This is a genomic window from Neptuniibacter pectenicola (genome assembly GCF_001597735.1).
GTDB classification, from domain to species: Bacteria; Pseudomonadota; Gammaproteobacteria; order Pseudomonadales; family Balneatricaceae; genus Neptuniibacter; species Neptuniibacter pectenicola.
Genome location: NZ_LUTS01000003.1, coordinates 322,638 through 346,649 on the forward strand (window position 1 = coordinate 322,638; position 24,012 = coordinate 346,649).

A 24,012-nucleotide genomic window follows, 5' to 3' on the forward strand; every position below is an offset into this window, starting at 1 on the left:
AAGCGTGTTTAATAAGGCTGTTATCGTAGAAACGACATTAAGCTGCCTTTATTGGATCGGTGTTCTATTAATTTATGCCTCAAAGTCAATTACATACTTTTCCCCGATTCCTAATGCTGGGTACTGTGGCGATCGCCGTCGCACTATTGGTCATTGTTGCGTCCCACTTTCTGCTGAAAAATCATGCGGATAATAGCCAGCGTTTAGCTGCGCTGGAGCAGGAGTTTCTGCAAAAGGGACAAGACCGTGTGGTGCAGGAGGTAGAGAGTGCGCAGGACTATATACGTTACTTTGTTGCCCAAGCCGAAACGGTTCTGAAAGAGCAAGCCCGTGCTGAGGTTTTAAAAGCCCATACCATAGCAACCACCATTTATGCGCGCGAGCATGACCGCCGACCTGAAGCGGAAGTTAAAACGTTAATTACCGAAGCCCTACGCGGCATTCGCTTTTTTAATGGCCGTGGTTATATCTTTATAGATGATAGCGCTGGCACCTGCATCCTATTACCGACCTCGCCTTCGGTTGAAGGCACCTCCCTCTACGACAGCCAAGATGATACGGGCCATTACATTATGCGGGGGTTGCTGTCTGCGGTTGATAATACACAAGGCGAAGGTTACTCCCGTTACCGTTGGTATCCCCCTCAAAGCGAAGAGCAGATGCTTGAAAAGCTGACGTTCGTGAAAAAATTTGAACCTTATGGTTGGGTGATGGGGGCGGGTGATTATCTTGCCCATATTGAAGGCGACCTAAAAAAACAGGCGATAGAACGTTTGCAGGCGATCCATTTCGGTAAATATGGTTATATTTTTGTCATGAGTCAGCAGGGGGAAATACTGTCGACGTCAGGGGTAAGTTATCAGGTTAGTGAACCTTTGAATAAAGAAGCCCAGTTATTAGAAAAACGAATTATTGCTAAGATCCGCAATAAGGCAAAACAGGGCGGTGGTTTTATTAATTACGACTGGTTTCTGCCAAATGGTGAGGGGCCTTACCCTAAAATATCCTTAGTAAAAAACATTGAAGCATTGGACCTGATCCTTATTGCAGGCTTTTATCCACAAGAGGTTAAAGAGCTGCTTCAGGAACAGGTGGAACTTCTATCCCAAACTCAGCAAGAAGACCGGGATCAGTTATACCTTTTCCTCATCATTGTCGCCGTTATAACCTTAGCCTTATCGTTTATTTTTTCCCAATGGATGAAGCAAAAGTTTGCGCAATACCATCAAGATATAGAGCAAAAGAAGCGCGAACTTTACCGAAATGAAGATCAATTACAGTTAGCCTCACGGGTGTTTGATAATGCCAGTGAGGGGATTATGGTGACGAACGCGTATAACCGAATTATTGCGGTTAATGACGCCTTTGTGGCGATTACCGGCTATTCGTCCCATGATGTGATGGATAAAAAACCTAACTTTCTTGGCTCAGGCCGACATGATGAAACCTTCTATAGCGATATGTGGGCACGGTTAGAGCGCGATGGGCAGTGGAGCGGTGAGATCTGGAACCGACGCAAGAACGGTGAAGTATTTCCACAGTGGTTATCGATTAGCACCTTTTTAGATGAGAAAGGTCAGGTACGTAACTACATTGCCTCGATTGCCGATTTGACGGAACGCAAAGCGGTTGAGAAAAAGTTAGAGTTTCTGTCCGATTACGACCCTTTAACCAACCTCCCTAATCGACGCTTGGTGGGTCATCGGGTTGATCAAACGATCAACGTGAATAAGCAGAATAATGCGAAACAGTTTGCACTGCTCTATATAGATTTAGACCATTTTAAGAATATTAATGATAGTTTGGGCCATGGCTTTGGGGATGCAATCCTACAAAAAGTGGCTAAACGGTTAAAATCTCTGCTTAGAGAGGGGGATACGGTCAGCCGTTTAAGTGGGGATGAGTTTATGATCCTCATGTCTGATTTAGACTATGTGGAATTAGCGGTTAATCTCTCTGAGCGCATTCTGCACGAAGTGTCTAGACCATTAGAAAATGATAGCCATTTAACGGTGACGCCGAGTATTGGTATTGCGGTTTATCCTAATGACGGTTTAAGTTTTGATGAGCTATTAAAAAATGCAGATGCAGCGGTTCACTTTGCTAAAATGCAAGGCCGTAATAACTATCAATTCTTTACCACCGAGATGAATCATCAGGCCTCACAGCGCCTGCATATAGAAACTGAACTTCGTAAAGCGATAAAGAACAACGAGTTTGAGCTTTTTTATCAGCCCCAGTTTGATTTAAAAAATAATCAATTAGTTGGCTGCGAAGCGTTGATTCGTTGGCAGCACCCTGAGCAGGGGCTTGTCTCTCCCGATGCGTTTATTCCGTTGTCAGAAGAAACCGGGCTGATTATTCAAGTGGGTCGTTGGGTCTTACAGCAAGCGTCTATGCAGGGGGCTAAATGGATCAGCCTGTCCCAAACGATGGTGACCATGTCTGTCAACGTTTCGGTGCGCCAGTTTAGACCTGAGCTGGTGGATGAGGTACGCAGTGCTTTGATGGAATCAGGGCTTCCTCCCCATGCATTGGTGATTGAAATTACAGAAAGCACCTTGATGCATGATGAAGAAGCGACCTTAGTGCTACTACAAGAGCTGAAAAATATTGGTGTACAGTTATCCTTAGATGACTTTGGAACAGGCTATTCAAGTATGGCGTACTTGAAGCGCTTTAATCTTGATCAGCTTAAAATTGATCGAGCCTTTATCAGTGACCTACCGAATGATAAAGATGATGCGGCGATTACCTCTGCGATTATTGATGTTGCACATCACTTTGGATTAGTGACGGTGGCTGAAGGGGTTGAGACACCTGAACAGGTCGCGTTTCTTGCTAATGTGGGATGTGTCGAAGGCCAAGGCTTTCTGTACGAAAAACCTATCCCTGTAGGGGTATTTGAAGAGAAATATTTCGCGTAGTAATACGTCGCCGTATGACTCACTGTTATAACTCGCCACACCGCTTCCTGCTATCGCGGAACAGCGTTTAATGTTGGCTGTGACCAATTGTCACATGTGGCATTGGGTCACATTTCTAATGGATGATCTTTAGTTAAAATCGCCGCAACTTAACTGTTGTGGTTGTTTTTCTATGGGTCAATATCTTGCGTGTCTTCTTCTTTTTGTAACAACGTCTTCCATGGCCAATATCTATTGGCAGCCGATCAAACAGGATCATTCTGGGGGGCATGGGCGTCAGGCTAAACAGTTTCAATTAAAGGGAGAGCAGCCTGCGCTTAACACCACCATTGAGTTTATCCACTCGGACCTAGAATCCGCAGCGTTAGAACAGCAGGATGGAATCGTTACGCTGAAACCGACCGGTAAAAATAACTACCATGCCCTTATCGCACGTCAAACGAGCGCTGATTTTCAGGGGTTAGCGGTGCGTTATATTTACAATAATGGCCGCCCAGTTAATACCTCCCCCTCAGATCTTTTAGCGCTTGAATTAGGTGGACTACAGATCACTCCTTCGCCGCTACCGCGAGAGCACTGGGAGTATGAGAGCCTTAAAACCTATTATTTTAAGGTGATGCTAAACGGCCGCCCTTTGGCTAATCATCCGCTGTTAGCGACCACCGCATTGGGCAGCAATAAGGTCGTGCATACCGATGAGGGCGGTGTCGTAGCGCTGCTGATTCCTGAAGATTTCCCCACCATTACTCCCCAGCGACGGGCCACCCCGCCTGCCGAGTTGCAGTTGTTTAGTTCCCTCGAAAAAGATGGAATAACCTATGAAACAAGCTTTACGTCGGCCTATCACGCCAGTGAAACCAGTTGGAAAAGTGTCAGTTTAGGGGCCGGTGTCGCGTTTGCTGGGCTGCTGTTTGGTTTTGTTGTTAATCGCCGCTTACCTGAGCATAGCCGGAGAAAAGCGAAGTGAATGCATTGAAAAATTTAACCGTACTGCGCCGTTTTGTGCAGTTATTCATGTTTGTTTTTTTGGTTTATGGATCGACGGTCGTTGGCTTTTACGCGGCAGACAAACTGTCGGGTGCGCTGCCATCGTTGAGTTGTGCTTATGACACAATGAATGCGGATTACTGTGCTTTGATCCCGTTGCAGCATCAATTTCATCATCGCTTAGGCCCTGCGGTTGATAGCGGTGACTATTTGAAATTATTGCTACCGGTCGGCACTACGATTGTGACCTTCCTGATGATGTTTGTCCTTTTAAATAAGGCGTTTTGTGGTTGGGTTTGCCCGTTAGGTTTCTTCCAAGAGGTGATGCAACTGATTGGACAAAAACTCGGGCTACGCAAAGTGGATAGTTTGTCCCATGGGGCTGTGGATAAGGTTAGGCCGATCAAATGGTTGATGCTGGGCGGGCTTGTGTTTGGCTTACCCGCGCTGACCAGCTTGGGCTTTCTTAGTGATGAGTGGGGTGACCCGTTCTGCCAGATATGCCCCAGTCGGATTATGACCACGCTTTTTACCGGCAGTGATGACGAGTTATTTGTGGATACCTCTACGCCGAGTTATATGGTGCTGTCTATTTTAGGTGATTTTCTGTTTGGTCTGGTTATCGCGATGTCGATGACACTGCGCCAGCCGTTTTGCCGTATCTGCCCTTTATTAGCGATGCACGCGGTATTTAGGAAAATAGGGTTTGCGCGGTTGGTTAAAAAAGGCAGCGCTCGTTGTGATAAATGTGGCCTGTGTGCTGAGGCTTGTCCTATGGATATTAGAGAGCTGCAGACCGACCATAACGCAACCGATAAGGTTAAGGACATTACACTGCCCGACTGCACCTTGTGTGGCCGGTGCGTAGAATTTTGTCCCGATAAAGATGTATTGCAGATTCGTTATCTAAATATTCCTGTATTTAGTGCTACGCCCCAGTATTTTAAACGACGTAAAAAGGCTCAGACCGAATGGGACAAGGTTAAGCTCATTGGTTTTGATCATCGTTTGGCTAAACCGGTAAAAGTAAAATGATGAGTACAGAGCTGTTGCAGTTAGGCTTTGTCGCGGCGACCTTTTCCGCTTTTTTAATAGGCCTTAGTTTTGGTACGGGGCCATGTAACTTAAGTTGCTTACCTTATTTGGGCCCCGTGTTACTCGGGCCTGGGGCGCAGCGACCGTTTGTTGAAGTTGTACTGCCTTTTATGTCAGGTCGGCTTTTGGGTTACCTATGCATGGGGACGAGCGCCGCACTGCTTGGCAGTATCATAAAGAGCTACCTTGCTCACCCCTTAGTACCCATTTTCGCGGCGGTGGTTAGCTTATGGCTGGCCTTAAAGATGTGGCGACAAGCGGGTGAAAAGCGCTGTTCTAGTGAGAAAGTACACCGCCCCTCTCCCTCTAAACAGAGCAATCTTATCGCCTCTGATGCACAGCCAGTAAGTGAACGTAACGCATGGCAGTTAAGTATGCTCGGCTTCTCCTTGGCCTTAAATCCTTGTATCCCCTTGTTGGGTTTGCTGGCGGCGGCTGCGCAAAGTGCCGATCCGGTTTGGGGTGGGGCGATCTCTCTCAGCTTTGGTTTAGGCGCCATTGTGATCCCTAGTTTATTGGTGCGTTATGGCGTGGCTTTACTGGGTAAAGAGTTGAGGGCGCAGTTAGTACAGTGGCAGGCGGGTTTAACGCGCACGGGGGCATTGATGTTGGTCTTGGTAGCGATTAATACAGCATGGCGGGGTATTCCGGGGTGATGTGGATAGATAAAGGTGGTCCAATTGTATGGATTTTAGTGGCGTACTCTGTGATTGGTTTCTCCATTCTGGCGGGGCGTTATTTACAACTCATGTTTACCCGGCGGGCAAAATTAGCAAAGCCTGTTGAGCAGTGGAAGGAAACGGCCGAGAAGAGAATCGTTGTTAAATTGCAGCAGAAGCAAAAACGCCATGGTCATGGTCCTGAGCTTCGAGCCGCCGCAACTCATCTGATTTATAAAGAGATGAAGGTGTTTGAAACAGGCCTTAAAACCGTGTCAATCTTAGCGAATACCGCTCCCTTGTTAGGTTTGCTGGGTACCATTTCCGGCATGATCAAGGCGTTTCAAGTGATTGAAAATGCAGGGGGAAAGGTTGATGCAACGGCGTTAGCTGGGGGAATATGGGAGGCGATGCTGACAACGGGTGTTGGGCTAGCGGTGGCGATCCCTCTGTTGATCTTTTTACACTTTCTTGAATCTGCGCTGGCGCGCTACCATTGGCGGCTGCAAAAAGCGGCGGCACTGGTATTAGATCATCATGAACCGCAGGCGTTAGGTTCGTCGAGTCTCCCGGAGCAAAATGAAGGGCCTGCCGGTGCACTATAAATCTCCTGTACAACAGCATGCGATCCTAAATTTAACCCCCTTAATTGATATTGTTTTTCTGTTGTTGGTGTTCTTTATGTTGACCGCGCATTTTGTCGATGAAAAGCAGATTGCGCTGCAATTGCCTAATGCGGACAGTGCGACAGACCTGAGTGTTGAGTCGATTATCACCGTGAGTGTTGACGTTGCTGGGATCTATTACATTAACGGCGAAGCAGTCCATGCTCATGCATTACGTGAGCGGTTAACTGTGGAGTATGGTAAAAATCCTAAGCTTATTTTGCAGTTAAAAGCTGATCAACAGGTGAGCTATCGTCACGTTGTTCATCTGTTAGATGATGCGCGGTTGGTGGGAATAGCTAATATAGATATAGTGACAGAGTCGCCTTAATGCTGGGTTCTGCTAAACGTTACCGCCGCCTGCTCTTTGCTGTGGGTGTTCTCTTGTCACTTGGAACCCATGGGGTGATTGGGTACAGGTTACAACGTACTGATCTGGATAAGACACCCGATCTGATGCCCAGTTATGCTGCGGTGCGCATCAATATGTCTACCACAGCGCCGAATGAGGCTGTGCCGGTAAAAAAAGTGACTCCCGTTGCTGAGTTGCCGCCCAAAATTGAAAAGCCAAAGCCAAAGCCAAAGCCAAAGCCAAAGCCAAAGCCAAAGCCAGTCGAGCCGTTAAAGCCTAAAGATAATCGGGCTGTTCAGCCTCAGCCTCAGCCTCAGCCTCAGCCTCAGCCTCAGCCTCAGCCTCAGCCTCAGCCTGCGCCCATGGTGCCGAACGAGATGCCGATTATGAGTAAGGCGGAACACCGCGATCGTTTATTGGCCGAGTTGATTAAGCGAATAGATAACAATAAAGAGTACCCCCGCCGTGCGCTTAAACGCGGTATTCAGGGCCGTGTGGCGTTTCGGTTAACGTTGAGCAAAGAGGGGTACTTGCAGCATTTCCAATGGCTAGAGGGTAATCGTCTGTTTTATAAAAGCACCTTGGCGTCGATTAAGCGCTCTCTGCCGATCACTATCCCTGCTGAGTTATCCGGCAGTGCAGCCGCGTTTAATTACGAGTTGGCACTGCAATATACCATCGTACAATAAGGGTTTAACGCTGAACGCGTGTTGGTAAGTGCGACCGATAGTCGCTTATAGACGGGTGTTCTCGTGGCTATTTTTGCTGTTCTGTATCGTTTTGTTCTACTCGCGTCTCTGCACGGTTCTTCTACATACTTCTTCTACATAGTTTCCTTGCATTGTTGGTCGGGGCTTTTCGTCGTTTCTTTTCCGCCTTATTCCTTTTCTATCGTGGTTCTGCTCTTCGCTTCTTCTCTTCCTTTCCCTTTTTCATGGCTATCTTGATATTAATTTTGTTTTGATTATTCATAGCTATATTTTGACTGTCCTTTATTTACTTTTGCTCATTCTTTTTGTCTTTTTGTTGAAAATGTTTCAACTCATCCCGCCTCATTTAAGTCCTTATATTTCAATAGGTTACGTGTGTACATGAAATCCACCCTTTTAGGTTAATGACTTTGTTTTTTCTTGTTTAATTTCAATGGGTTACGTTCGGCAAACGGTCTTTGTTTAATTGTGATTATTCATTTTTTAATATATAATAATCATATTAAAATAAAGACAATTCATTAAGGAGTTATGGAGATGCAAGAAAAGGAAGTGAGGCTGTTATTTAAGGCAGGAGTGTTTGATTCATGCCAGGCAATACCCATTTCTATGGCACGGGGATGGACGCTGAAATTTGTTACAAAGCAGGAGGAGGTTTTTACGCTGGAGCTTCAACGCTCTAAAAAAGAGCGTGAGTTTAAAAGCTTAGATGGTGCAGCGGCCGTGGCTAAACGAATAGGGTTTGAGTGGTTAAAAGTTCAGATTGGCGATCTTGAATGGCAGGAGAAAGTTAAATAGGTGGGGTATTATTTTATGCCACGGCTTAGGGGGTATGATGCTTTTATCGCGCGGGTTGGGCGAGGCCGAATGGGTTGTGTCGGTGCGTACGGCGTCGGTTTGTAACGCGAACGGTATTGTTAATAAGGTCATAAAAAAAGCCACCGTAGTGGTGACTTTTTGGGTGGGGGTTTAAGGGTACGGTTTAGAACTGATAACGATAACTCAGCATGGCTGATCGCGGCGCACCGGGTGTGAAGGTTTTGTCACCACTGGTGTCTTTTTGCGCTTCAACGGCATAACGCTTATCGAATAGGTTCTGGATATTTAGGCTGACGTCATGGGGCCCTTTTGTGTAGCCAATATTAACGCTCGTGACAAAGTCATAACCGCCGTATTTTTCGCTATTGGCGTTATCGAGGTAGTATTCGCCCCAGCTATCAGCTTGTAGACGTGCTTTTATGCCTGATGGATGGGTGTAGTTTGCATTGATGCTGTAGTAGTGTTTAGGCACAAAAGGTAGTTGATTGCCGGAGCGGTCAAAGTTGCTCGGTGGGCCCATGCTGTAAACGACTTCTGAAAATTCATTATAGGTATAATCGCTGTAGGCGTAGTTAAAGCCTAGCGATAGCACGCCCGGTAGCTGCTCTTTGAATACCTCCAGAGCGCCGCTGAACTCGATCCCTTTTTTGTCTGTACTGCCTGCATTTTGATAGATACTTTCGCCATTGGTGCGGACGTTAATAATCTCATCTTCCACTTCACTGACGTATGCATTTAGGTCGAACTGCCACGCTGCAGCACGACCTTTTAGGCCAACTTCAACGCTACGGCTGACGGAGTTTTTAAGGTCTGAATTACTCTCCAACTCGCTTGCAAATGGGACCTGTTCACCTTGGGCTATATTGCCGAACAGGGTGAGGTTTTTATTCAACTTGTAGCTGACGCCAATACGAGGGGAGAAGAGGTCGAAGCTGTGCTTCATCTCACTGTTGCCGCCGCTTCCCGGAACCGTTAGATAGCCACCCATGCCATAATTATAGGCGGTGTCGCTATTCCATGTTTTCTGTTCAACGCTAATGTGATCGAAGCGGAAGCCGGCATCAATCAATAGTCTATCGTTCGGGCGTAGGTTTTCTTGCAAGAAGAAGCCGTGAACCGTATTGATCTCATCTTGCTCTTCGAGCAGTTCGCCTTTTCTGCTGGATAAGGTGCTGACCAAGGCTGGGCCAGCCGTGACTATATCTGCGTAAGCATATTTCTGTGCGCCGATATTACGGTCTTGGCGGTAGGTGATGCCGCTTACCAGGCTGTCTTTACCCACTAAATTGTGGTCATAGGCGAGTTCTAGATCGGTTCCCCAGATATCGACGCCGGGGGTGTCATTGATGACGCCGGTAACAGGATGAAAGTGACTCCAGTGGTTGTAGTAAACCCGTGGTTTTAGCGTGAGCGCACCTAAATCAACGTTAAGCCGGCTGTTGAAAAAAAAGATTTCGGAGTTGCGAGCTGAGTTTTTAAAGGCGTCGTTGTTATCGGTTTGTTTGCCGGTCTGTTTATACGCTTCAAACTGACTTTCGCTCATGCTGCCGGGCAGGTTGAGTTGTGCTTTTGTGTAACTGAACTCCGTTTCTAATTCGCTGTTATCTGAAGGGAGCAGACCGCCCTTAATACTGAACTGATTCGATTCGAAATCATTATGGTTACGCCACTCATTATCGGCCTTGCGGTGGGAGGCGGTAATGGCAAGGGCGTTACCCTCTTCGGACATGTAGGATTTGCGTAGGTGGAGGTTGCGTTGTCCAAACTCACCTGCGCCGAGTCTAAGCTGATCACGGCGATCATCAAAAACCGATTTTGAGATAATATGAATAGCTCCGCCGGTGGACCCCGCAGCATAAATATTCCCCGGACCTTTACTCACTTCTATCTGTTCAATATCTTGGGTATCGATAAAGTCCATGCGGGTAAAGCTATCAGGGTCAGTAATGGGCACGCCATCCCTAAGCACCATGATTTCTCGTATGCCGTACTGTGCTTTTAACCCAGCTCCGCGCACAATCATGCGTGAGCTGTAACCTCCGCTCGTCGATTCAATCAAGACGCCCGGTGTGCCTTTAAGGGCGTCGGCGATGTTGGTCATCTTTTCCTGTTCAAGTCGCGTTTGGTCAATGATCGCAATACTCTCTGGAACCTCAGCCGAGCTTCTTTCTGCGCGGGTTGCGGTCACGGTAATCGTATCGGGGATTGTCTCAGCGGTTGTGTCTGAACGCGATTCCTCCTCAGCCGCTACGGATAGTGGGGCAATCATCGTGGCGATTAACATAGCTATTTTTCGGGTAGGGAAGGGTGGGTGACGTCGTGGCATGTGATTTCCGTCCTAAATATATATTGGCGCGGAAAATAGGTGATTTTTAAGCGTTGGACAATGTGGCACAGTGTCGCGCGGCATCCTGCCGCATGTGGCTTTTTGCCACGTTTATGAGTGGTTGTTGCAGCGGCAGAGGTGATTTAATCGTTATTACTGTTTAGGGTGATTTCTCGTAAAGGGAACTTTCCGAGCCGTCGGTCTTCAAAGTAGAAGTTGAGGGCGTTTTTAATAGTGGAAAAAGCTAATTCATCCCACGGAATATCTTTCTCGCTGAAAAGCTGAACATCGAGTGATTCATTACTGGGCGCGTATTCAGGTTTTTCCATATGCGCGAGGTAGATAAGCTGCACCTGATTGACGTGAACAATAGAGGTTAAGGTGTAGAGATGGCTGATTTCGACGTGAGCATTGGCTTCTTCGTAGGTTTCCCGTAACGCGCCTTCCATGGTGGATTCATTATTCTCCATAAATCCTGCGGGCAGTGTCCAGTAGCCTTTTCTGGGTTCAATTGCGCGTTTGCAGAGTAAGACCTTATCTTGATAAACCGGTAAACAGCCGGTGATAACTTTAGGGTTGTGGTAATAAATTGTATCGCAGTTATCACAAATGTGACGTGGTAGATTGTCTTCGTCGGGGATGCCTAAGCGAAGAGGGTTTGCGCAATTGGAACAAAATTTCATCCTACATCCTTAAGCGTGCTGCTGAGTGGTTTGCGAGTCTATAGGTTATAAATATCGCAAAGAGATAGAGAGTCTATAAAATCTTACTTAATTTGTCGCTGTGCTTAGGGGTATGATTAAAGCATAGCGAATAATAATGATATTTATATGATAACGACCATACGAAAACGTTTAACTGAATTAACCCCTGCTCGGTTTCCATCAAACCGGCCGCAAGCGAGTGTGCTTATCGCACTCACTGATCACGATGATCCGGAAGTGATTTTAACCAAACGCGCCGCGACACTCTCAACCCACAGCGGCGAAATCGCATTCCCCGGCGGTAAATATGATGAGACCGATACAGATCTGCTGTTCACCGCTTTGCGTGAAGCCCATGAAGAGGTGGGTTTATTGCCCTCATCGGTCGATGTGATTGGCCCGTTAGGACAGGTGCTTTCTAAGCACGGCTTACAGGTGACGCCTTGGGTTGGCGTGGTGCCTAAAACGGTTGAGCTGGTGCCGAACCCGGGTGAGCTTGATGAGGTTTTTAGTGTGCCTTTAAGCTTTTTCTTGGCGGATCAGCGTTACTCAACAGATGAGATCCGTTTTAAAGGTAAATCGCTTTATGTCCCCGCATGGGAGTATCAAGGGCACATTATCTGGGGGCTGACGGCGTATATGCTGGTTGAGCTTTTAAATGAAGGGTGTGGTGCTGACATTCCCATGAAGCCAAGACCTGAATATGCAGTGAGACGTTTTTTACGTGAGTCGGAGGAGCAATAATGTTGTATTCCCTTGAGGGGCAGACGGTCGCGTTGCTGGGTGACGAGCATTTTGTGGCACCGAATGCGACAGTCATCGGTAATGTTGAACTGCATGATTGCAGTAGTGTTTGGTTTAATGTGGTGATTCGTGGCGATAACGATCCCATCATTATTGGCTCAGGTTCAAATATTCAGGACGGTGCGGTTTTGCATACGGACCCAGGGTTTACCTTGCGTATAGGGTCAAATGTGACGGTTGGACATCAGGCGATGTTGCATGGTTGCGAGGTAGGCGATGGCTCCTTAATCGGTATTAATGCGGTTGTTTTAAATGGAGCGAAAATTGGTAAAGGTTGTTTGATTGGGGCGAATGCGCTGGTCACTGAAGGTATGCAGGTTCCAGATTACTCTTTAGTGGTTGGTTCGCCGGCAAAAATAAAACGGACCTTATCTGCTGAGCAAGTGGCGGGGTTACAAGAGAATGCTCTGCATTATGTTGAAAATATGCGCCGTTATAATCGGGCGTTAGAACCACAAGGGTAAATTATGACAGATCTGAGTGATAAGCCTGTTCCCAATCCTTGTGTTGGGGTCTGTGCGCTTGATGAACATGATATTTGTATTGCGTGTCAGCGGAGCGGTATCGAAATTGCTGAGTGGGGTGTTTTTACCCATGAAGAGAAGCTTGAAGCGTGGCAGAAGATTAAGCAGCGAGAAGCGGGTGATTTTTCTGAGTAGGTTGAGTGGGTGTTGGTGATGAATGTAATGATTGATATTTGTATCGTGCCTCTAGGTGTCGGTGTTTCAGTTTCCAAATATATAGCGGCCTGCCAGCGCGTTCTTGACGATGCTCAGCTAGCGCATGAGATGCACGCCTATGGTACCAATGTGGAAGGGGATTGGGATAGGGTCATGGCGGCGGTTAAGCGTTGCCACGAGGTTGTACATCAGATGGGCGCACCGCGAATCACAACCTCTATGCGTTTAGGTACCCGCACAGATCGTGAGCAAACCATGGACGATAAAATCCAAAGCGTAAAACTGAAGTTGGCGTCTGAATAAGGCGGGGTTGAGTGCTGATCATCGAGCACCGTGTTCGTCGGTGCTCAACTTTTAGCTAAACCGGATGAGGATTAATCATCCTGCTTTTTTTTGAAGGCGATGATTCGCGCCGTCTTGATGACATTATCGCTGACTTGAAGGGTCTCTATACGATAATGCATTAACTGCAAACAGACATTGGCTTCAGGAATCGACTCCAACGTTTCTGTAATTAAGCCATTCATGGTTTTTGGCCCATCGGTGGGTAAATTCCAATCCAGTGCTTTGTTTACATCACGAATGTAAGCGCTACCTTCAATGTAATAGCTGCCATCCTCCTGCGGGAAGATATCTTGGTCGGCATCCCGAGGACTCGAGGATAGCTCGCCAACAATCTCTTCTAATATATCCTCTAAAGTCACGATGCCTTGAATATCGCCATATTCATCCACCACTAAGCCGATACGACGGTTTTGTGACTGAAAGTGTACCAGTTGGGTTTCAAGGGGTGTGCTTTCAGGTACAAAGTAAGGTTCGCGTATCACTTGAAGAATCGCTGCTTTTGTTACTTTCCCCTCATGGAAAACCTGTGCAAGGTTCCGCATATGGAGAATACCAACCACTTTGTTAAGCTCACCTTGGTAAACCGGTAAACGAGTGTGCTCAGTATTGCTCAAGCGCCCGATGATCGTATCAATATCATCATCTAAGTCGATCCCCATCACTTCGTTTCGAGGGATCATAATGTCGTTAACGGTGACTTCAGATAGCTCTAAGACCCCTAACAGCATACTTTGGTTATTTTGTGGCAGTAATGCACCGGCTTCGTTGACGAGGGTTCTAAGCTCCTCGGTGCTGAGGTGATGATTGTTATCACCGGTCACATTGATGCCAAAGATGCGTAAAAAGGTGTTTGTAATACCGTTAATCACCCAAACGAGAGGGTAAGAGATCTTTAGCAGTGGGGCTAATAGGTACGCGGCGGGAAACGCCACTTTCTCAGGGTAAAGGGCCGCCAAGGTTTTTGGCGAGACTTCAGCAAAGATAAGAATAATAACTGTTAGGCCAAAGGTGGCGATCATAATGCCGGTGTCGCCCCATAGGCGTACGCAAATAACAGTCGCGATAGCAGAGGCTAAGATATTAACAAAGTTATTACCTATCAGAATAACGCCAATCAGCCGGTCTGGGCGCTCTAATAGTTTACTGGCCTTACGTGCGCCACGGTGCTTTTTCTTGACGAGATGTTTCAGCCTATATCGGTTGAGCGACATCATCCCCGTTTCTGAACTAGAGAAGAATGCAGAGCATAAAATTAAGAAACAGAGTATTCCAAGGAGGAATCCTATCGATGCGTCTTCCAAGACGGTATGCCTATCTTATGAATGGAGCGTCATTTTCAAATGTGGCCCCTGACCTGTCAAGGGCTATTACCCCTACATTTTGTCTATTTAGACGAATATAGGTCGTTATCTCGCATAAGTCGGCTTACATGAGTAATTCAATCACTAATTTACTGCCAAAAAATCCGAGGGCGAGTGTAATAAAGCTCGCAATTGTCCAGCGTACGGCTGTGTTGCTACGCCAGCCAAAACTGATACGTCCAAATAATAAGGTCGCGTATAGACACCAAGCGCAGATGGAAAAGGCGGTTTTGTGAACCAGATGCTGAGCAAACAGGTCATCAAAAAAGATAAAACCGGTCACCATTGAGGCGGTTAATAGCACAAGGCCGGTCCATACCATCTCAAACAGTAGGCACTCCATAGTCTGTAGAGGCGGGAGAGAAGATACAAGCCCGCGCGTATGGTGCTGTTTAAGCGCGACGATCTGGCGAGAGAGTAATATGGCTTGCAGCGTTGCAACGGTAAAAATACTGTAGGCTAAAATCGATAATAAAATATGGGCAATCACACCGCCAGTATAGACTTTTCCCTCGCCTACGCCGGTCACCAGTGTAGCGAGCGCCGCGATGGCCGCCATAGGAAACACACCGATAAAGAGGTTGTCTACATTTTGGCGTAGGCTGCTCAGCAGAACGATACTGGCGACAAGCCATGAGATAAGTGAGCTAACACTAAAGAAACTTAAGTTGATCCCGTTGGGTTGATGCAGGACTATATACAGCGCCAACGTGTGTGAGCATAAGCCGAGTAGACCAAGTAATTGGTTGAAATGGCGCGGCTGTTGACGACGTCCACGCATAACTTGCCACTGTAGGGTTCCAGCAGCGCTATAAAGCATGACGGCAACAAGTGTTGATATAGCTAGCATCTAAGTCTCTTCTGTCCAGCGTTCAAGTAGAACAGTGTTATGGCATGAGGCGATAGTTTGTCACAGAAAGACCTTGGATTAAAGAAGTGCAATAGAGATACAAAGAGTAATTTAAGGGGGCTGCTCAGGATGGCCCTTGTACGGTATAATGCATCCATAATTAACTTAGTTTATCTTTTTCCCTTAATTGTAGGCTGATCTACACAGCGCTTTCGCAGGGGGAGAGTCGAGGCAGGACATGTTTGAGAATTTAACAGAACGACTTACGCATACGTTACGCTCAGTGACCGGTCAGGCGAAACTGACGGAAGACAATATTAAAAGTACTCTGCGTGAAGTGCGTATGGCTTTGTTGGAAGCCGATGTTGCACTCCCTGTCGTTAAAGAGTTTGTTAACAGCGTTAAAGAGCGGGCTGTAGGGACAGAAGTTACTAAAAGCCTTACGCCGGGACAGGTCTTTGTAAAGATCGTCAATGAAGAGATGGTCAAGGTGATGGGGGAGGCGAATGAAAAGCTGAACCTGGCTGCCGTCCCTCCAGCTGTTGTTATGATGGCCGGCCTTCAAGGGGCGGGTAAAACCACCTCTGTTGCAAAACTGGGTCGCCACCTGCGCGAGCGAGAAAAGAAAAAAGTCTTAGTGGTGTCCGCTGACGTATACCGTCCCGCTGCGATTAAACAGCTTGAAACCCTTGCGGCGGAAGTTGAGGTTGATTTCTTTCCCTCATCTGCAGATCAAGACCCTGTCGATATAGCGAATGCAGCAATTGCCCATGCGCGTATTCAACACCACGATGTTGTCTTGGTGGATACCGCAGGCCGTTTGCATGTTGATGAAGACATGATGGGTGAGATTAAACGCCTACATGAAGCGCTTAATCCGATTGAAACCCTGTTTGTTGTCGATGCGATGACCGGTCAAGATGCGGCCAATACAGCAAAAGCCTTTAATGAGGTGTTGCCGTTAACGGGTGTGATCCTAACTAAAACCGACGGTGATGCCCGAGGTGGTGCTGCACTGTCTGTACGTCAAATCACAGGCAAACCGATTAAATTCTTGGGTGTGGGTGAAAAGGTTGATGCCTTAGAACCGTTCCACCCTGACCGCGTTGCGTCCCGTATCTTAGGTATGGGTGACGTACTTTCTCTGATTGAGGAAGCGGAACAGAAGATTGATAAAGCGAAAGCTGAAAAATTTGCCCAGAAGATTAAAAAGGGTAAAGGCTTCGACCTAGAAGATTTCCGTGAACAGATCACCCAGATGAAAAACATGGGGGGTATGGCGGGCATGCTCGATAAACTTCCCGGCATGGGGCAATTGACCCAAGCGGCCAGTGCCGCGAATGCTGAGAAGGGGATGCACCAGATGGAAGCGATCATTAACTCAATGACCGCGATGGAACGACGCAAACCCGATATTATTTCCGGCTCTCGTAAAAAGCGTATAGCGAAAGGGTCGGGTACCCAGATTCAGGATATAAACCGTCTGCTTAAACAGCACAAACAGATGTCGAAGATGATGAAAAAATTCAGCGGCAAAGGCGGTATGACAAAGATGATGCGGGGCATGAAAGGCATGCTACCACCAGGTATGGGTGGTGGTCCTGGCGGCATGGGCGGTCCTGGTGGCTTTCCAGGGATGTGATCCTTTTTAATTAATCGCTAAAAAGACTTTATTAGGGCGGGTAATTCTAGTAGAATTTCCGCCCTAATTTTTAATGGTGCAGTCTGCCTCAAAAACAGATTGTTTTTCTAACTGTGGGCGATATTAAAACCCACTCAATAAAGGGATCTAACGCATGGTAACTATTCGTTTGTCTCGTGGTGGCGCTAAGAAGCGTCCGTTCTATCACATCTCAGTAGCAGACTCGCGTAATGCGCGTGACGGTCGCTTTATTGAGCGTGTGGGCTTTTTTAACCCAACAGCACGTGGTCAAGAGGAAGGTCTTCGTATCGATCTTGATCGTGTTGAATACTGGCAGAGTAAAGGCGCACAGCTATCTGAGCGCGTTGCTAAGCTGGTTAAACAAGCTAAAGCAGCTAAATAATTTTTAGGTTTTTGGTCAGGGTTAAAGATGAGCAGTGATCCAAGTAATGAATATCTCATTGTCGGAACGATTTCTGCAGTCTACGGGATTAAAGGTTGGGTAAAAATTTACTCAAATACCGACCCGATAGATAACATCTTTTCCTATAAGCCATGGTTAGTAAAAATTAACGGTGTATTAAAGCCTCTTGAGGTGGAAACCGGTAAGCGCCATGGCAAAGGGCTAGTTGCAAAACTGGTTGGAGTAGATGATCGAGAGATAGCGCGCAAATATTGTGGGCTGGAAATTTCGGTCGATGCAAGCCAGCTTCCTAAATTGGAAGCCGGTGAGTACTACTGGAGTCAGTTGCAAGACCTATTAGTTTATACCGAGTCCGATCAATTATTGGGCAAGGTAAGCCACCTGTTAGAAACTGGCTCAAATGATGTGCTAGTTGTGAAGGGAACGGCTGACAGTATCGATCAAAAAGAGCGACTGTTGCCCTATCTTCCTGACCAGGTGATAAAAAATATTGACCTTGAAACAGGTACCATGCGGGTCGATTGGGACCCGGGATTCTGAACCATGTGGTTTGGTGTGGTGACTCTTTTTCCTGAAATGTTCGATGCAATTAGTTGCTACGGCGTGACGGGGCGAGGAGTAAAAAATGGTTTGATACAGATGCAGTGCTGGAACCCTCGGGATTTCACGCACGACAAGCATAAAACTGTAGATGACCGCCCTTATGGTGGCGGCCCAGGTATGTTGATGAAAGTTCAACCGCTTAGGGATGCTATTCATGCGGCAAAAGACGCTGCGGGTGATGAGGTAAAAGTTATTTACCTATCCCCACAGGGACGACGTATGGATCATAAAGGGATGCAGGAGCTAGCTTCTCGCAAGAGGCTGATTCTGGTAGCAGGGCGTTACGAAGGTATTGATGAACGCCTGATAGATGCAGAAATTGATGAAGAGTGGTCGCTAGGTGATTTTGTACTTAGTGGCGGGGAATTACCCGCGATGACCATGATTGATGCAGTTTCCCGTTTAGTTCCTGGTGTTTTAGGACATCAAGATTCAGCTACCGAAGATTCCTTTTGTGATGGGTTGTTAGATTGCCCGCATTACACTAGGCCAGAGCAGTATGAGGATATGCAGGTACCTGAAGTGTTGCTGAGCGGCAACCATAAAGAGATCAGACGCTGGCGTCTGAAACAACAGCTGGGAAGGACTTGGCAACGCCGACCTGACCTGCTCGAATCTCTTGAGTTAGACGCTGAGCAAAAGTCATTGTTAACCGATTTTATCCGGGAGACCCAAGGGTCCGAAGGTTGAATGTTTAGGAGCAAGCGATGAGCGGCAAAAACCTAATTATTCAGCAGCTTGAAGCTGAACAAATGAATAAAGATATACCAGAATTTGCACCAGGTGATACTGTTGTAGTTCAGGTAAGAGTTGTAGAGGGCGAGCGTACTCGTCTACAGGCGTTTGAAGGTGTAGTTCTAGGTAAGCGTAACCGCGGCCTAAACTCTGCATTCACAGTGCGTAAAATTTCTCACGGTGTGGGTGTTGAGCGTACTTTCCAAACTTTCAGTGCTACAGTTGATAGCATCGAAGTTAAGCGTCGTGGTGCGGTACGTCAGGCTAAACTTTACTACTTGCGCGAGCGTAGTGGTAGATCTGCACGTATTAAAGAAAAGTTGGGTTAATCGCCTTTCCTTCTTTAGCAAAAAAGCGACTTCGGTCGCTTTTTTTGTGTTTGCCGTTTACCTGATCTCAATATCTGTTATAAACATGAGATAAAGTTGAGTATCTGCAGTCATCGTATTAGGGTTGACGTACAGACCCGTTTTACAGGTTGTTGGATACAGGGAACCTACAATTAGGTCAGTTTATGCAAAAAACTATCATCAAGCGTATCGCCTTAATCTGTGCTGTTATTTTAGTGCCTGTCATACTGTTCGCCGGAGCGTACGGATTCGTTTGGTGGAAAGTATCTGAATTTGCCGATGATTTTTCCCGTGATATCTCCCCCTATGCAGAGATGAGCTATCAAGGTGTTTATATCGACCTGTTTCAATCCGAGGTTGGTTTGCGCGGTATGCGTTTTACTCCGGCAGGGATGAAAGGCGACATAGGTATTGATGAGACAACCTTAAAAGCGCCGTCATGGGGCTTTATTCTGAGCTTAGATGAGCAGTTATCCCAAGGTGAGCTGCCCGAATCATTTAATATTGATATCAAAGGGATCGACCTGAACCTGCAAAGTGGTTATATGCAGGACTGGGGGCGCATGGCCGCCGATATGCAGCGCCAAAGCGGACCAAGCTACGACACCTTAGCATGTGGTGATCGACACTATTTCTCCATCGCTGATATTCGAAAAATGGGCTATAACCATATTCGCAGCGACCTCTCTATCCAATACAATTTTGATCGTATCGACAAACAACTCAATTTTAATATGCAGAGCAAAACGGCGAAGATGGCCGATGTGAGTATGTCGTTGAGTGTGGGTGTAACAGGCGATACTTTGAATATGCAGACCTTAGCGTTTGCTCAGCCTCAATTAAAACGTATCAAAACCCGTTTTTATGATCGTGGCTATAACCTACGCCGAAACACCTTTTGTGCTGGGCTAAATAAAGAGCCGGTTAAAGAGTATCGTCAACGTTATAGCACGCTGCTAAATAAGCGTTTAAGTTATGAAGGGTGGACAATACCTGATCCGCTTTTTGACGCGATCGATAGCCTCAATAATCCCGGTGGCTCTTTTTATCTACGCGTCGATATACCGCAAGGGTTTGGTATGCAATCTATGGCTTTGATCCAACAGCCAACCGATCTGTTAGATGCGTTAAACCCGTACATTGAATTTAACGGTAAGGCGGTATCCTGGGAAGGTACTATGTGGTCGGAGCCCGACCCTGAAGGTCGTCGCTTACTGCATGAGTTGAATATTGGTACCGGTGTTGAGGACGATGATAACAGTGATGTCGCTGCTATCTCTGATGATGACGCTGAGCCGCAAGAATCAGACAAGTTTGCACATCCCGTTTATGAGCGCCGCAGTGCTTATGCGCAGCGCCGGGCAAAAAACAAAAAAGATGAAAAAGCCTTTAAAGTCGTGGACGTGCCTAATTTAGCGGCACACCTTGGTGAGCCGGTTATCTTATATACTTATTTTGGCCGTAAAGTTGAAGGTCGATTGATCGATGTGGACGATAAGGTGATTACCGTTGAGCATCGTTTGGTGGATGGGCGCGGAACGGCTACCTACCCGATTTCCCGTGATAAAGTGCAAAGTGCGCGTCTTTATTACTAATCAACATTGTCCGTTTATGTATCAACCTCTTTTTGGACGGGGTAGCTATGCCTGCCTCGCCTAAACGTTCGCGCGTGCTAGATGAGCGTGATCGTCAAATCATTGATACATACCTCGATGCCATATGGATGGAGAAGGGGTTAAGTGAAAACACCTTATCCTCTTACCGCCGTGACCTTAATCAATTTGGCTTATGGCTGAACCAGCGCGGAGGTCATTTGATCGCCTGTGTTCGCTCTGAACTACAGCAGTATTTAGGCTGGCGGGTAAAAGAGCGTTTACGTGCCAGCTCCACCTCGCGCATGCTCTCCTGTTTACGGGGATTTTATCGCTACCTTTTACGTGAAGAGTTAATTAGCGAAGATCCGGTGCTGTTAATTGATAGCCCGAAAAAAGGTCGGAATCTGCCTAAGACGTTAACGGAAGATGATGTTGAGCGGCTGTTAGATGCGCCCGAGCTAAATGATCCGATTCATTTTCGTGATCGCGCCATGTTGGAAGTGCTATACGCCACAGGTTTGCGCGTCACTGAATTGGTCAGTTTGCAGCTGTTTGAAGTGAACTTAAATCAGGGCGTGATTCGCGTGATGGGTAAAGGTGGCAAAGAGCGTTTAGTGCCGCTGGGTGAAGAAGCGATCAGCTGGGTGCAGCGTTACATTGCACAGGTCAGGCCGCTGTTGTTAGGTGAAAATGTTAGCGATGTGCTGTTTCCGAGTCGACGGGGGCAGCAGATGACACGACAGACTTTTTGGCATCGAATAAAGCATTACGCCTTAGTGGCGGGTATTGATAAGCCCTTATCGCCCCATGTCATTAGGCACGCTTTTGCAACGCATTTGCTTAATCACGGGGCGGACCTTAGGGTGGTGCAGATGTTGTTGGGGCACAGTGATCTATCAACGACACAAATTTATACGCACGTGGCGCAGCAAAGATTACAGTCTTTGCATCAGGAGCATCATCCACGTGGTTAATAACGGGAACTTAGCTGCGTAAATCGAGTCCTAACATGTAATATGCCATGTAGCTGAGACTATGGCGGTAAAATAGCTTGAGGGAAATGATGAAAAAATTATTGGTATCGACACTGTTGTTAATGGGCGGTATGAGCATGCAGGCTCAGGCGGCGGGTTCTGAAGCGTTAATTAAGCAGAACCTGCAAAAGGTTAATGCGCGCATTCAGGTCGAATCGATCAGTGAAGCCCCCGTAAAAGGGATGTATGAAGTGATGCTTAATACGGGTGAAGTACTGTATTCAGATGAAAAAGGTGAATATTTTTTACTCGGTAAACTTTATCAGTTTAGTGAGCAGGAAGGTTTTGTTGACCTAACTGAGCAAAAGCAGAGTGCGTTACGTAAAGAAGCCCTTGCTAAAATTCCCGCAGAGCAGATGATTGTATATCCACCTAAAGGTGAAGTTAAAGCCACAGTGAATGTGTTTACCGACGTTGATTGTCCATACTGCCGCAAGCTACACGCGGAAGTGCCTAAATTGAATGCGATGGGTGTTCAGGTGAATTACCTTGCGTTCCCGCGTCAGGGTGCCGGCACAGCGACCTATAGAGATATGGTATCCATCTGGTGTGCAACGGATGCAGCCGCTCGTCGAAAGGCGATGGATATGGCGAAAAACGGTGGTGATTTAGAGGCGAAGACCTGTGATGACCCCGTGCTAGACCAGTTACACTTAGGGCAAAATATGGGTGTAACAGGTACGCCTGCTATCGTACTGTCTGATGGTACTTTACTGCCAGGCTATGTTCCTGCTGCGCAGCTGGCAAAAACATTAGAACTGAACTAATTCTCACGACCTGTTAAATAAGGGAGCTTTTTAGCTCCCTTATTTATTTGTTTCGTTAGAGTGGTTGCAGAGATAGAGCTATTGTATTGTTTTGGCTATAATACCCGGCTCATTTTTACGGAACTTATGTAAGTAGATCAATTTGCCATGTTTCAAGGTTTATTGGCTAAGTTGGTTTATCTGTTTCCGTTAGATTTCTTAATCACAGTTATGACTCAATAGGTATATATACTGTGGGAAATAGTTGTTCAACAGCATGCGAGGTGCAAGTTTGAAACCGGTCAAAGTAGGTATCTGTGGATTAGGTACAGTCGGTGGTGGCACATACAATGTGCTGAAGCGAAATGCCGAAGAGATTGCTCGTCGGGCAGGACGTAAAATCATAGTGGAAGAAATTGGTGCGCGTCACACTAATCCGGACTGTGATACCAAAGGTATACAGCTTACAGATGATGTTTTTGCGGTGGCTAAAAACCCAGAAATTGATGTGGTTGTCGAGTTGATCGGTGGTTATGACGTAGCAAAAGAACTTGTGCTAACGGCTATAGAGCATGGCAAACATGTTGTAACTGCGAATAAAGCCTTAATCGCTGTGCACGGTAATGAGATTTTCGAAGCTGCGCAGAAAAAGAATGTCATGGTTGCATTTGAAGCGTCGGTTGCCGGTGGTATTCCGATCATCAAAGCGATCCGTGAAGGCTTGTCTGCGAATAAGATTAATTGGTTAGCCGGTATCATCAATGGTACAGGCAACTTCATCATGACTGAAATGCGTGATAAAGGTCGTGAGTTTTCCGATGTATTAGCCGAAGCTCAAGCACTGGGTTATGCCGAAGCAGATCCAACGTTTGACGTTGAAGGCATCGACGCTGCGCATAAGTTAACGATTTTAGCCTCTATCGCGTTCGGTATCCCTTTGCAGTTCGACAAAGCCTTTACTGAAGGCATCAGTAAAATCACCCGTGATGATGTGCAGTATGCTGAGGAACTTGGCTACCGTATTAAACATTTAGGTGTGAGCCGTCGTACCGATAAAGGCGTTGAGCTGCGTGTGCATCCAACACTGATCCCTGAGTCTGCATTGATTGCGAATGTAAACGGCGTCATGAACGCCATTTTGGTGGATGGCGATGCCGTTGGCCAAACAATGTATTACGGACCGGGTGCCGGTTCTGAACCGACGGCTTCCGCTGTCGTGGCTGATATTGTTGATGTTGTACGTACCTTGACCGCTGATCGTGATAACCGCGTACCTCATTTGGCCTTCCAGCCATCTGAACTGTCGGATATGCCGATTCTGCCAATGGATCAAACTGAAACTGCATACTACCTACGAATGAATGCTCAGGAGAAGCCAGGTGTCTTGGCGATGATCACGAGCATTCTTGGTGGTGAAGGTATCAATATTGAAGCGATCATTCAGAAAGCAACAAGCGAAGATCAGGTGCCGGTTATCATTTTGACCCAGTCGGTGCTTGAGCAGAAAATGAATGATGCAATTGCAAAAATCGAAGCGTTAGATGAGATTAACGGTAGCGTTACTCGTATTCGCGTTGAAAATTTTGGCCGTTAAGGAGT

Annotated in this window: 25 protein-coding genes; 21 read left to right on the plus strand and 4 right to left on the minus strand. The window is 46.8% G+C overall.

What is annotated here, in order from left to right:
- Positions 1-74 precede the first annotated feature (74 nt).
- The 8 genes from A3773_RS06170 (at position 75) to A3773_RS06205 (ending at position 8,193) form a co-directional block, all read left to right on the plus strand.
- Positions 75-2,927, plus strand: coding sequence for a bifunctional diguanylate cyclase/phosphodiesterase (locus tag A3773_RS06170; protein WP_075109494.1), 2,853 nt, complete (start codon positions 75-77; stop codon positions 2,925-2,927).
- Between the two features lie 172 nt (positions 2,928-3,099).
- Positions 3,100-3,894, plus strand: coding sequence for a hypothetical protein (locus A3773_RS06175; RefSeq protein WP_067984140.1), 795 nt, complete (start codon positions 3,100-3,102; stop codon positions 3,892-3,894).
- A complete protein-coding gene (locus A3773_RS06180) occupies positions 3,891-4,949 on the plus strand; it encodes a 4Fe-4S binding protein (protein ID WP_067984142.1) in 1,059 nt (352 codons plus the stop codon). Before A3773_RS06175 ends, A3773_RS06180 begins: the two co-directional genes overlap by 4 nt.
- A complete protein-coding gene (locus tag A3773_RS06185) occupies positions 4,946-5,665 on the plus strand; it encodes a sulfite exporter TauE/SafE family protein (RefSeq protein WP_231902155.1) in 720 nt (239 codons plus the stop codon). The genes A3773_RS06180 and A3773_RS06185 overlap by 4 nt, the downstream gene beginning before the upstream one ends.
- Positions 5,665-6,273: a MotA/TolQ/ExbB proton channel family protein gene (locus tag A3773_RS06190; RefSeq protein WP_231902156.1), complete on the plus strand. Its 609-nt coding sequence runs from the start codon at positions 5,665-5,667 to the stop codon at positions 6,271-6,273. Before A3773_RS06185 ends, A3773_RS06190 begins: the two co-directional genes overlap by 1 nt.
- Positions 6,263-6,664: an ExbD/TolR family protein gene (locus A3773_RS06195; protein ID WP_067984144.1), complete on the plus strand. Its 402-nt coding sequence runs from the start codon at positions 6,263-6,265 to the stop codon at positions 6,662-6,664. The genes A3773_RS06190 and A3773_RS06195 overlap by 11 nt, the downstream gene beginning before the upstream one ends.
- Positions 6,664-7,374: an energy transducer TonB gene (locus A3773_RS17680; RefSeq protein WP_067984146.1), complete on the plus strand. Its 711-nt coding sequence runs from the start codon at positions 6,664-6,666 to the stop codon at positions 7,372-7,374. The genes A3773_RS06195 and A3773_RS17680 overlap by 1 nt, the downstream gene beginning before the upstream one ends.
- A 558-nt stretch (positions 7,375-7,932) precedes the next feature.
- Positions 7,933-8,193, plus strand: a complete 261-nt coding sequence (locus A3773_RS06205; RefSeq protein WP_067984222.1) for a hypothetical protein — start codon at positions 7,933-7,935, stop codon at positions 8,191-8,193.
- A 184-nt stretch (positions 8,194-8,377) separates the two neighbouring features.
- Here A3773_RS06205 and A3773_RS06210 read toward each other — a convergent pair whose 3' ends face one another.
- Both A3773_RS06210 and A3773_RS06215 read right to left on the minus strand, forming a co-directional pair.
- Complete coding sequence (locus tag A3773_RS06210) at positions 8,378-10,540, minus strand: TonB-dependent receptor (protein WP_067984148.1); 2,163 nt, start codon at positions 10,538-10,540, stop codon at positions 8,378-8,380.
- A gap of 143 nt (positions 10,541-10,683) precedes the next feature.
- Positions 10,684-11,223 carry an NUDIX hydrolase gene (locus A3773_RS06215; RefSeq protein ID WP_067984150.1) on the minus strand — a complete coding sequence of 180 codons (540 nt, stop codon included), beginning with the start codon at positions 11,221-11,223 and terminating at the stop codon, positions 10,684-10,686.
- A gap of 147 nt (positions 11,224-11,370) precedes the next feature.
- Here A3773_RS06215 and A3773_RS06220 point away from each other — a divergent pair, with 147 nt between their 5' ends.
- From A3773_RS06220 to A3773_RS06235, 4 genes are read left to right on the plus strand one after another with little or no spacing between them, the layout of a single operon-like run.
- Entirely contained in the window at positions 11,371-11,988 is a 618-nt protein-coding gene (locus A3773_RS06220; protein ID WP_067984151.1) for a CoA pyrophosphatase, read from the plus strand.
- Complete coding sequence (locus A3773_RS06225) at positions 11,988-12,512, plus strand: gamma carbonic anhydrase family protein (RefSeq protein ID WP_067984153.1); 525 nt, start codon at positions 11,988-11,990, stop codon at positions 12,510-12,512. The genes A3773_RS06220 and A3773_RS06225 overlap by 1 nt, the downstream gene beginning before the upstream one ends.
- Before the next feature lie 3 nt (positions 12,513-12,515).
- Positions 12,516-12,707 (plus strand): DUF1289 domain-containing protein, encoded by a 192-nt coding sequence (locus A3773_RS06230; protein WP_067984155.1) that lies wholly within the window; start codon positions 12,516-12,518, stop codon positions 12,705-12,707.
- Positions 12,708-12,725: 18 nt separating this feature from the next.
- A complete protein-coding gene (locus tag A3773_RS06235) occupies positions 12,726-13,031 on the plus strand; it encodes an MTH1187 family thiamine-binding protein (protein WP_067984157.1) in 306 nt (101 codons plus the stop codon).
- A 71-nt stretch (positions 13,032-13,102) separates the two neighbouring features.
- Here the strand turns inward: A3773_RS06235 and A3773_RS06240 are convergent, their stop codons facing one another.
- Positions 13,103-14,374 carry an HlyC/CorC family transporter gene (locus A3773_RS06240; protein WP_067984159.1) on the minus strand — a complete coding sequence of 424 codons (1,272 nt, stop codon included), beginning with the start codon at positions 14,372-14,374 and terminating at the stop codon, positions 13,103-13,105.
- Positions 14,375-14,498: 124 nt separating this feature from the next.
- The gene (locus tag A3773_RS06245) at positions 14,499-15,284 is read right to left on the minus strand and encodes a cytochrome C assembly family protein (protein ID WP_067984160.1); all 786 of its coding nucleotides are present in this window, start codon (positions 15,282-15,284) and stop codon (positions 14,499-14,501) included.
- A gap of 238 nt (positions 15,285-15,522) precedes the next feature.
- Here A3773_RS06245 and ffh point away from each other — a divergent pair, with 238 nt between their 5' ends.
- The 9 genes from ffh (at position 15,523) to A3773_RS06290 (ending at position 24,007) form a co-directional block, all read left to right on the plus strand.
- Positions 15,523-16,926 carry a signal recognition particle protein gene (gene ffh, locus A3773_RS06250; protein ID WP_067984162.1) on the plus strand — a complete coding sequence of 468 codons (1,404 nt, stop codon included), beginning with the start codon at positions 15,523-15,525 and terminating at the stop codon, positions 16,924-16,926.
- A gap of 154 nt (positions 16,927-17,080) precedes the next feature.
- Positions 17,081-17,329: a 30S ribosomal protein S16 gene (gene rpsP / locus A3773_RS06255; RefSeq protein ID WP_067984164.1), complete on the plus strand. Its 249-nt coding sequence runs from the start codon at positions 17,081-17,083 to the stop codon at positions 17,327-17,329.
- A gap of 27 nt (positions 17,330-17,356) precedes the next feature.
- Entirely contained in the window at positions 17,357-17,890 is a 534-nt protein-coding gene (gene rimM, locus A3773_RS06260) for a ribosome maturation factor RimM (protein ID WP_067984166.1), read from the plus strand.
- Between the two features lie 3 nt (positions 17,891-17,893).
- Positions 17,894-18,643, plus strand: a complete 750-nt coding sequence (gene trmD, locus A3773_RS06265) for a tRNA (guanosine(37)-N1)-methyltransferase TrmD (RefSeq protein WP_067984168.1) — start codon at positions 17,894-17,896, stop codon at positions 18,641-18,643.
- 17 nt (positions 18,644-18,660) lie between these two features.
- Complete coding sequence (gene rplS, locus A3773_RS06270; RefSeq protein WP_067984169.1) at positions 18,661-19,017, plus strand: 50S ribosomal protein L19; 357 nt, start codon at positions 18,661-18,663, stop codon at positions 19,015-19,017.
- A gap of 185 nt (positions 19,018-19,202) precedes the next feature.
- Positions 19,203-20,633 (plus strand): LSm family protein, encoded by a 1,431-nt coding sequence (locus A3773_RS06275; RefSeq protein WP_067984171.1) that lies wholly within the window; start codon positions 19,203-19,205, stop codon positions 20,631-20,633.
- A gap of 47 nt (positions 20,634-20,680) precedes the next feature.
- Positions 20,681-21,607 carry a site-specific tyrosine recombinase XerD gene (gene xerD, locus A3773_RS06280; protein WP_067984173.1) on the plus strand — a complete coding sequence of 309 codons (927 nt, stop codon included), beginning with the start codon at positions 20,681-20,683 and terminating at the stop codon, positions 21,605-21,607.
- Positions 21,608-21,693: 86 nt separating this feature from the next.
- Positions 21,694-22,434 carry a DsbC family protein gene (locus A3773_RS06285; protein WP_231902157.1) on the plus strand — a complete coding sequence of 247 codons (741 nt, stop codon included), beginning with the start codon at positions 21,694-21,696 and terminating at the stop codon, positions 22,432-22,434.
- Positions 22,435-22,705: 271 nt separating this feature from the next.
- Positions 22,706-24,007, plus strand: a complete 1,302-nt coding sequence (locus tag A3773_RS06290) for a homoserine dehydrogenase (RefSeq protein WP_067984224.1) — start codon at positions 22,706-22,708, stop codon at positions 24,005-24,007.
- Positions 24,008-24,012: the final 5 nt, after the last annotated feature.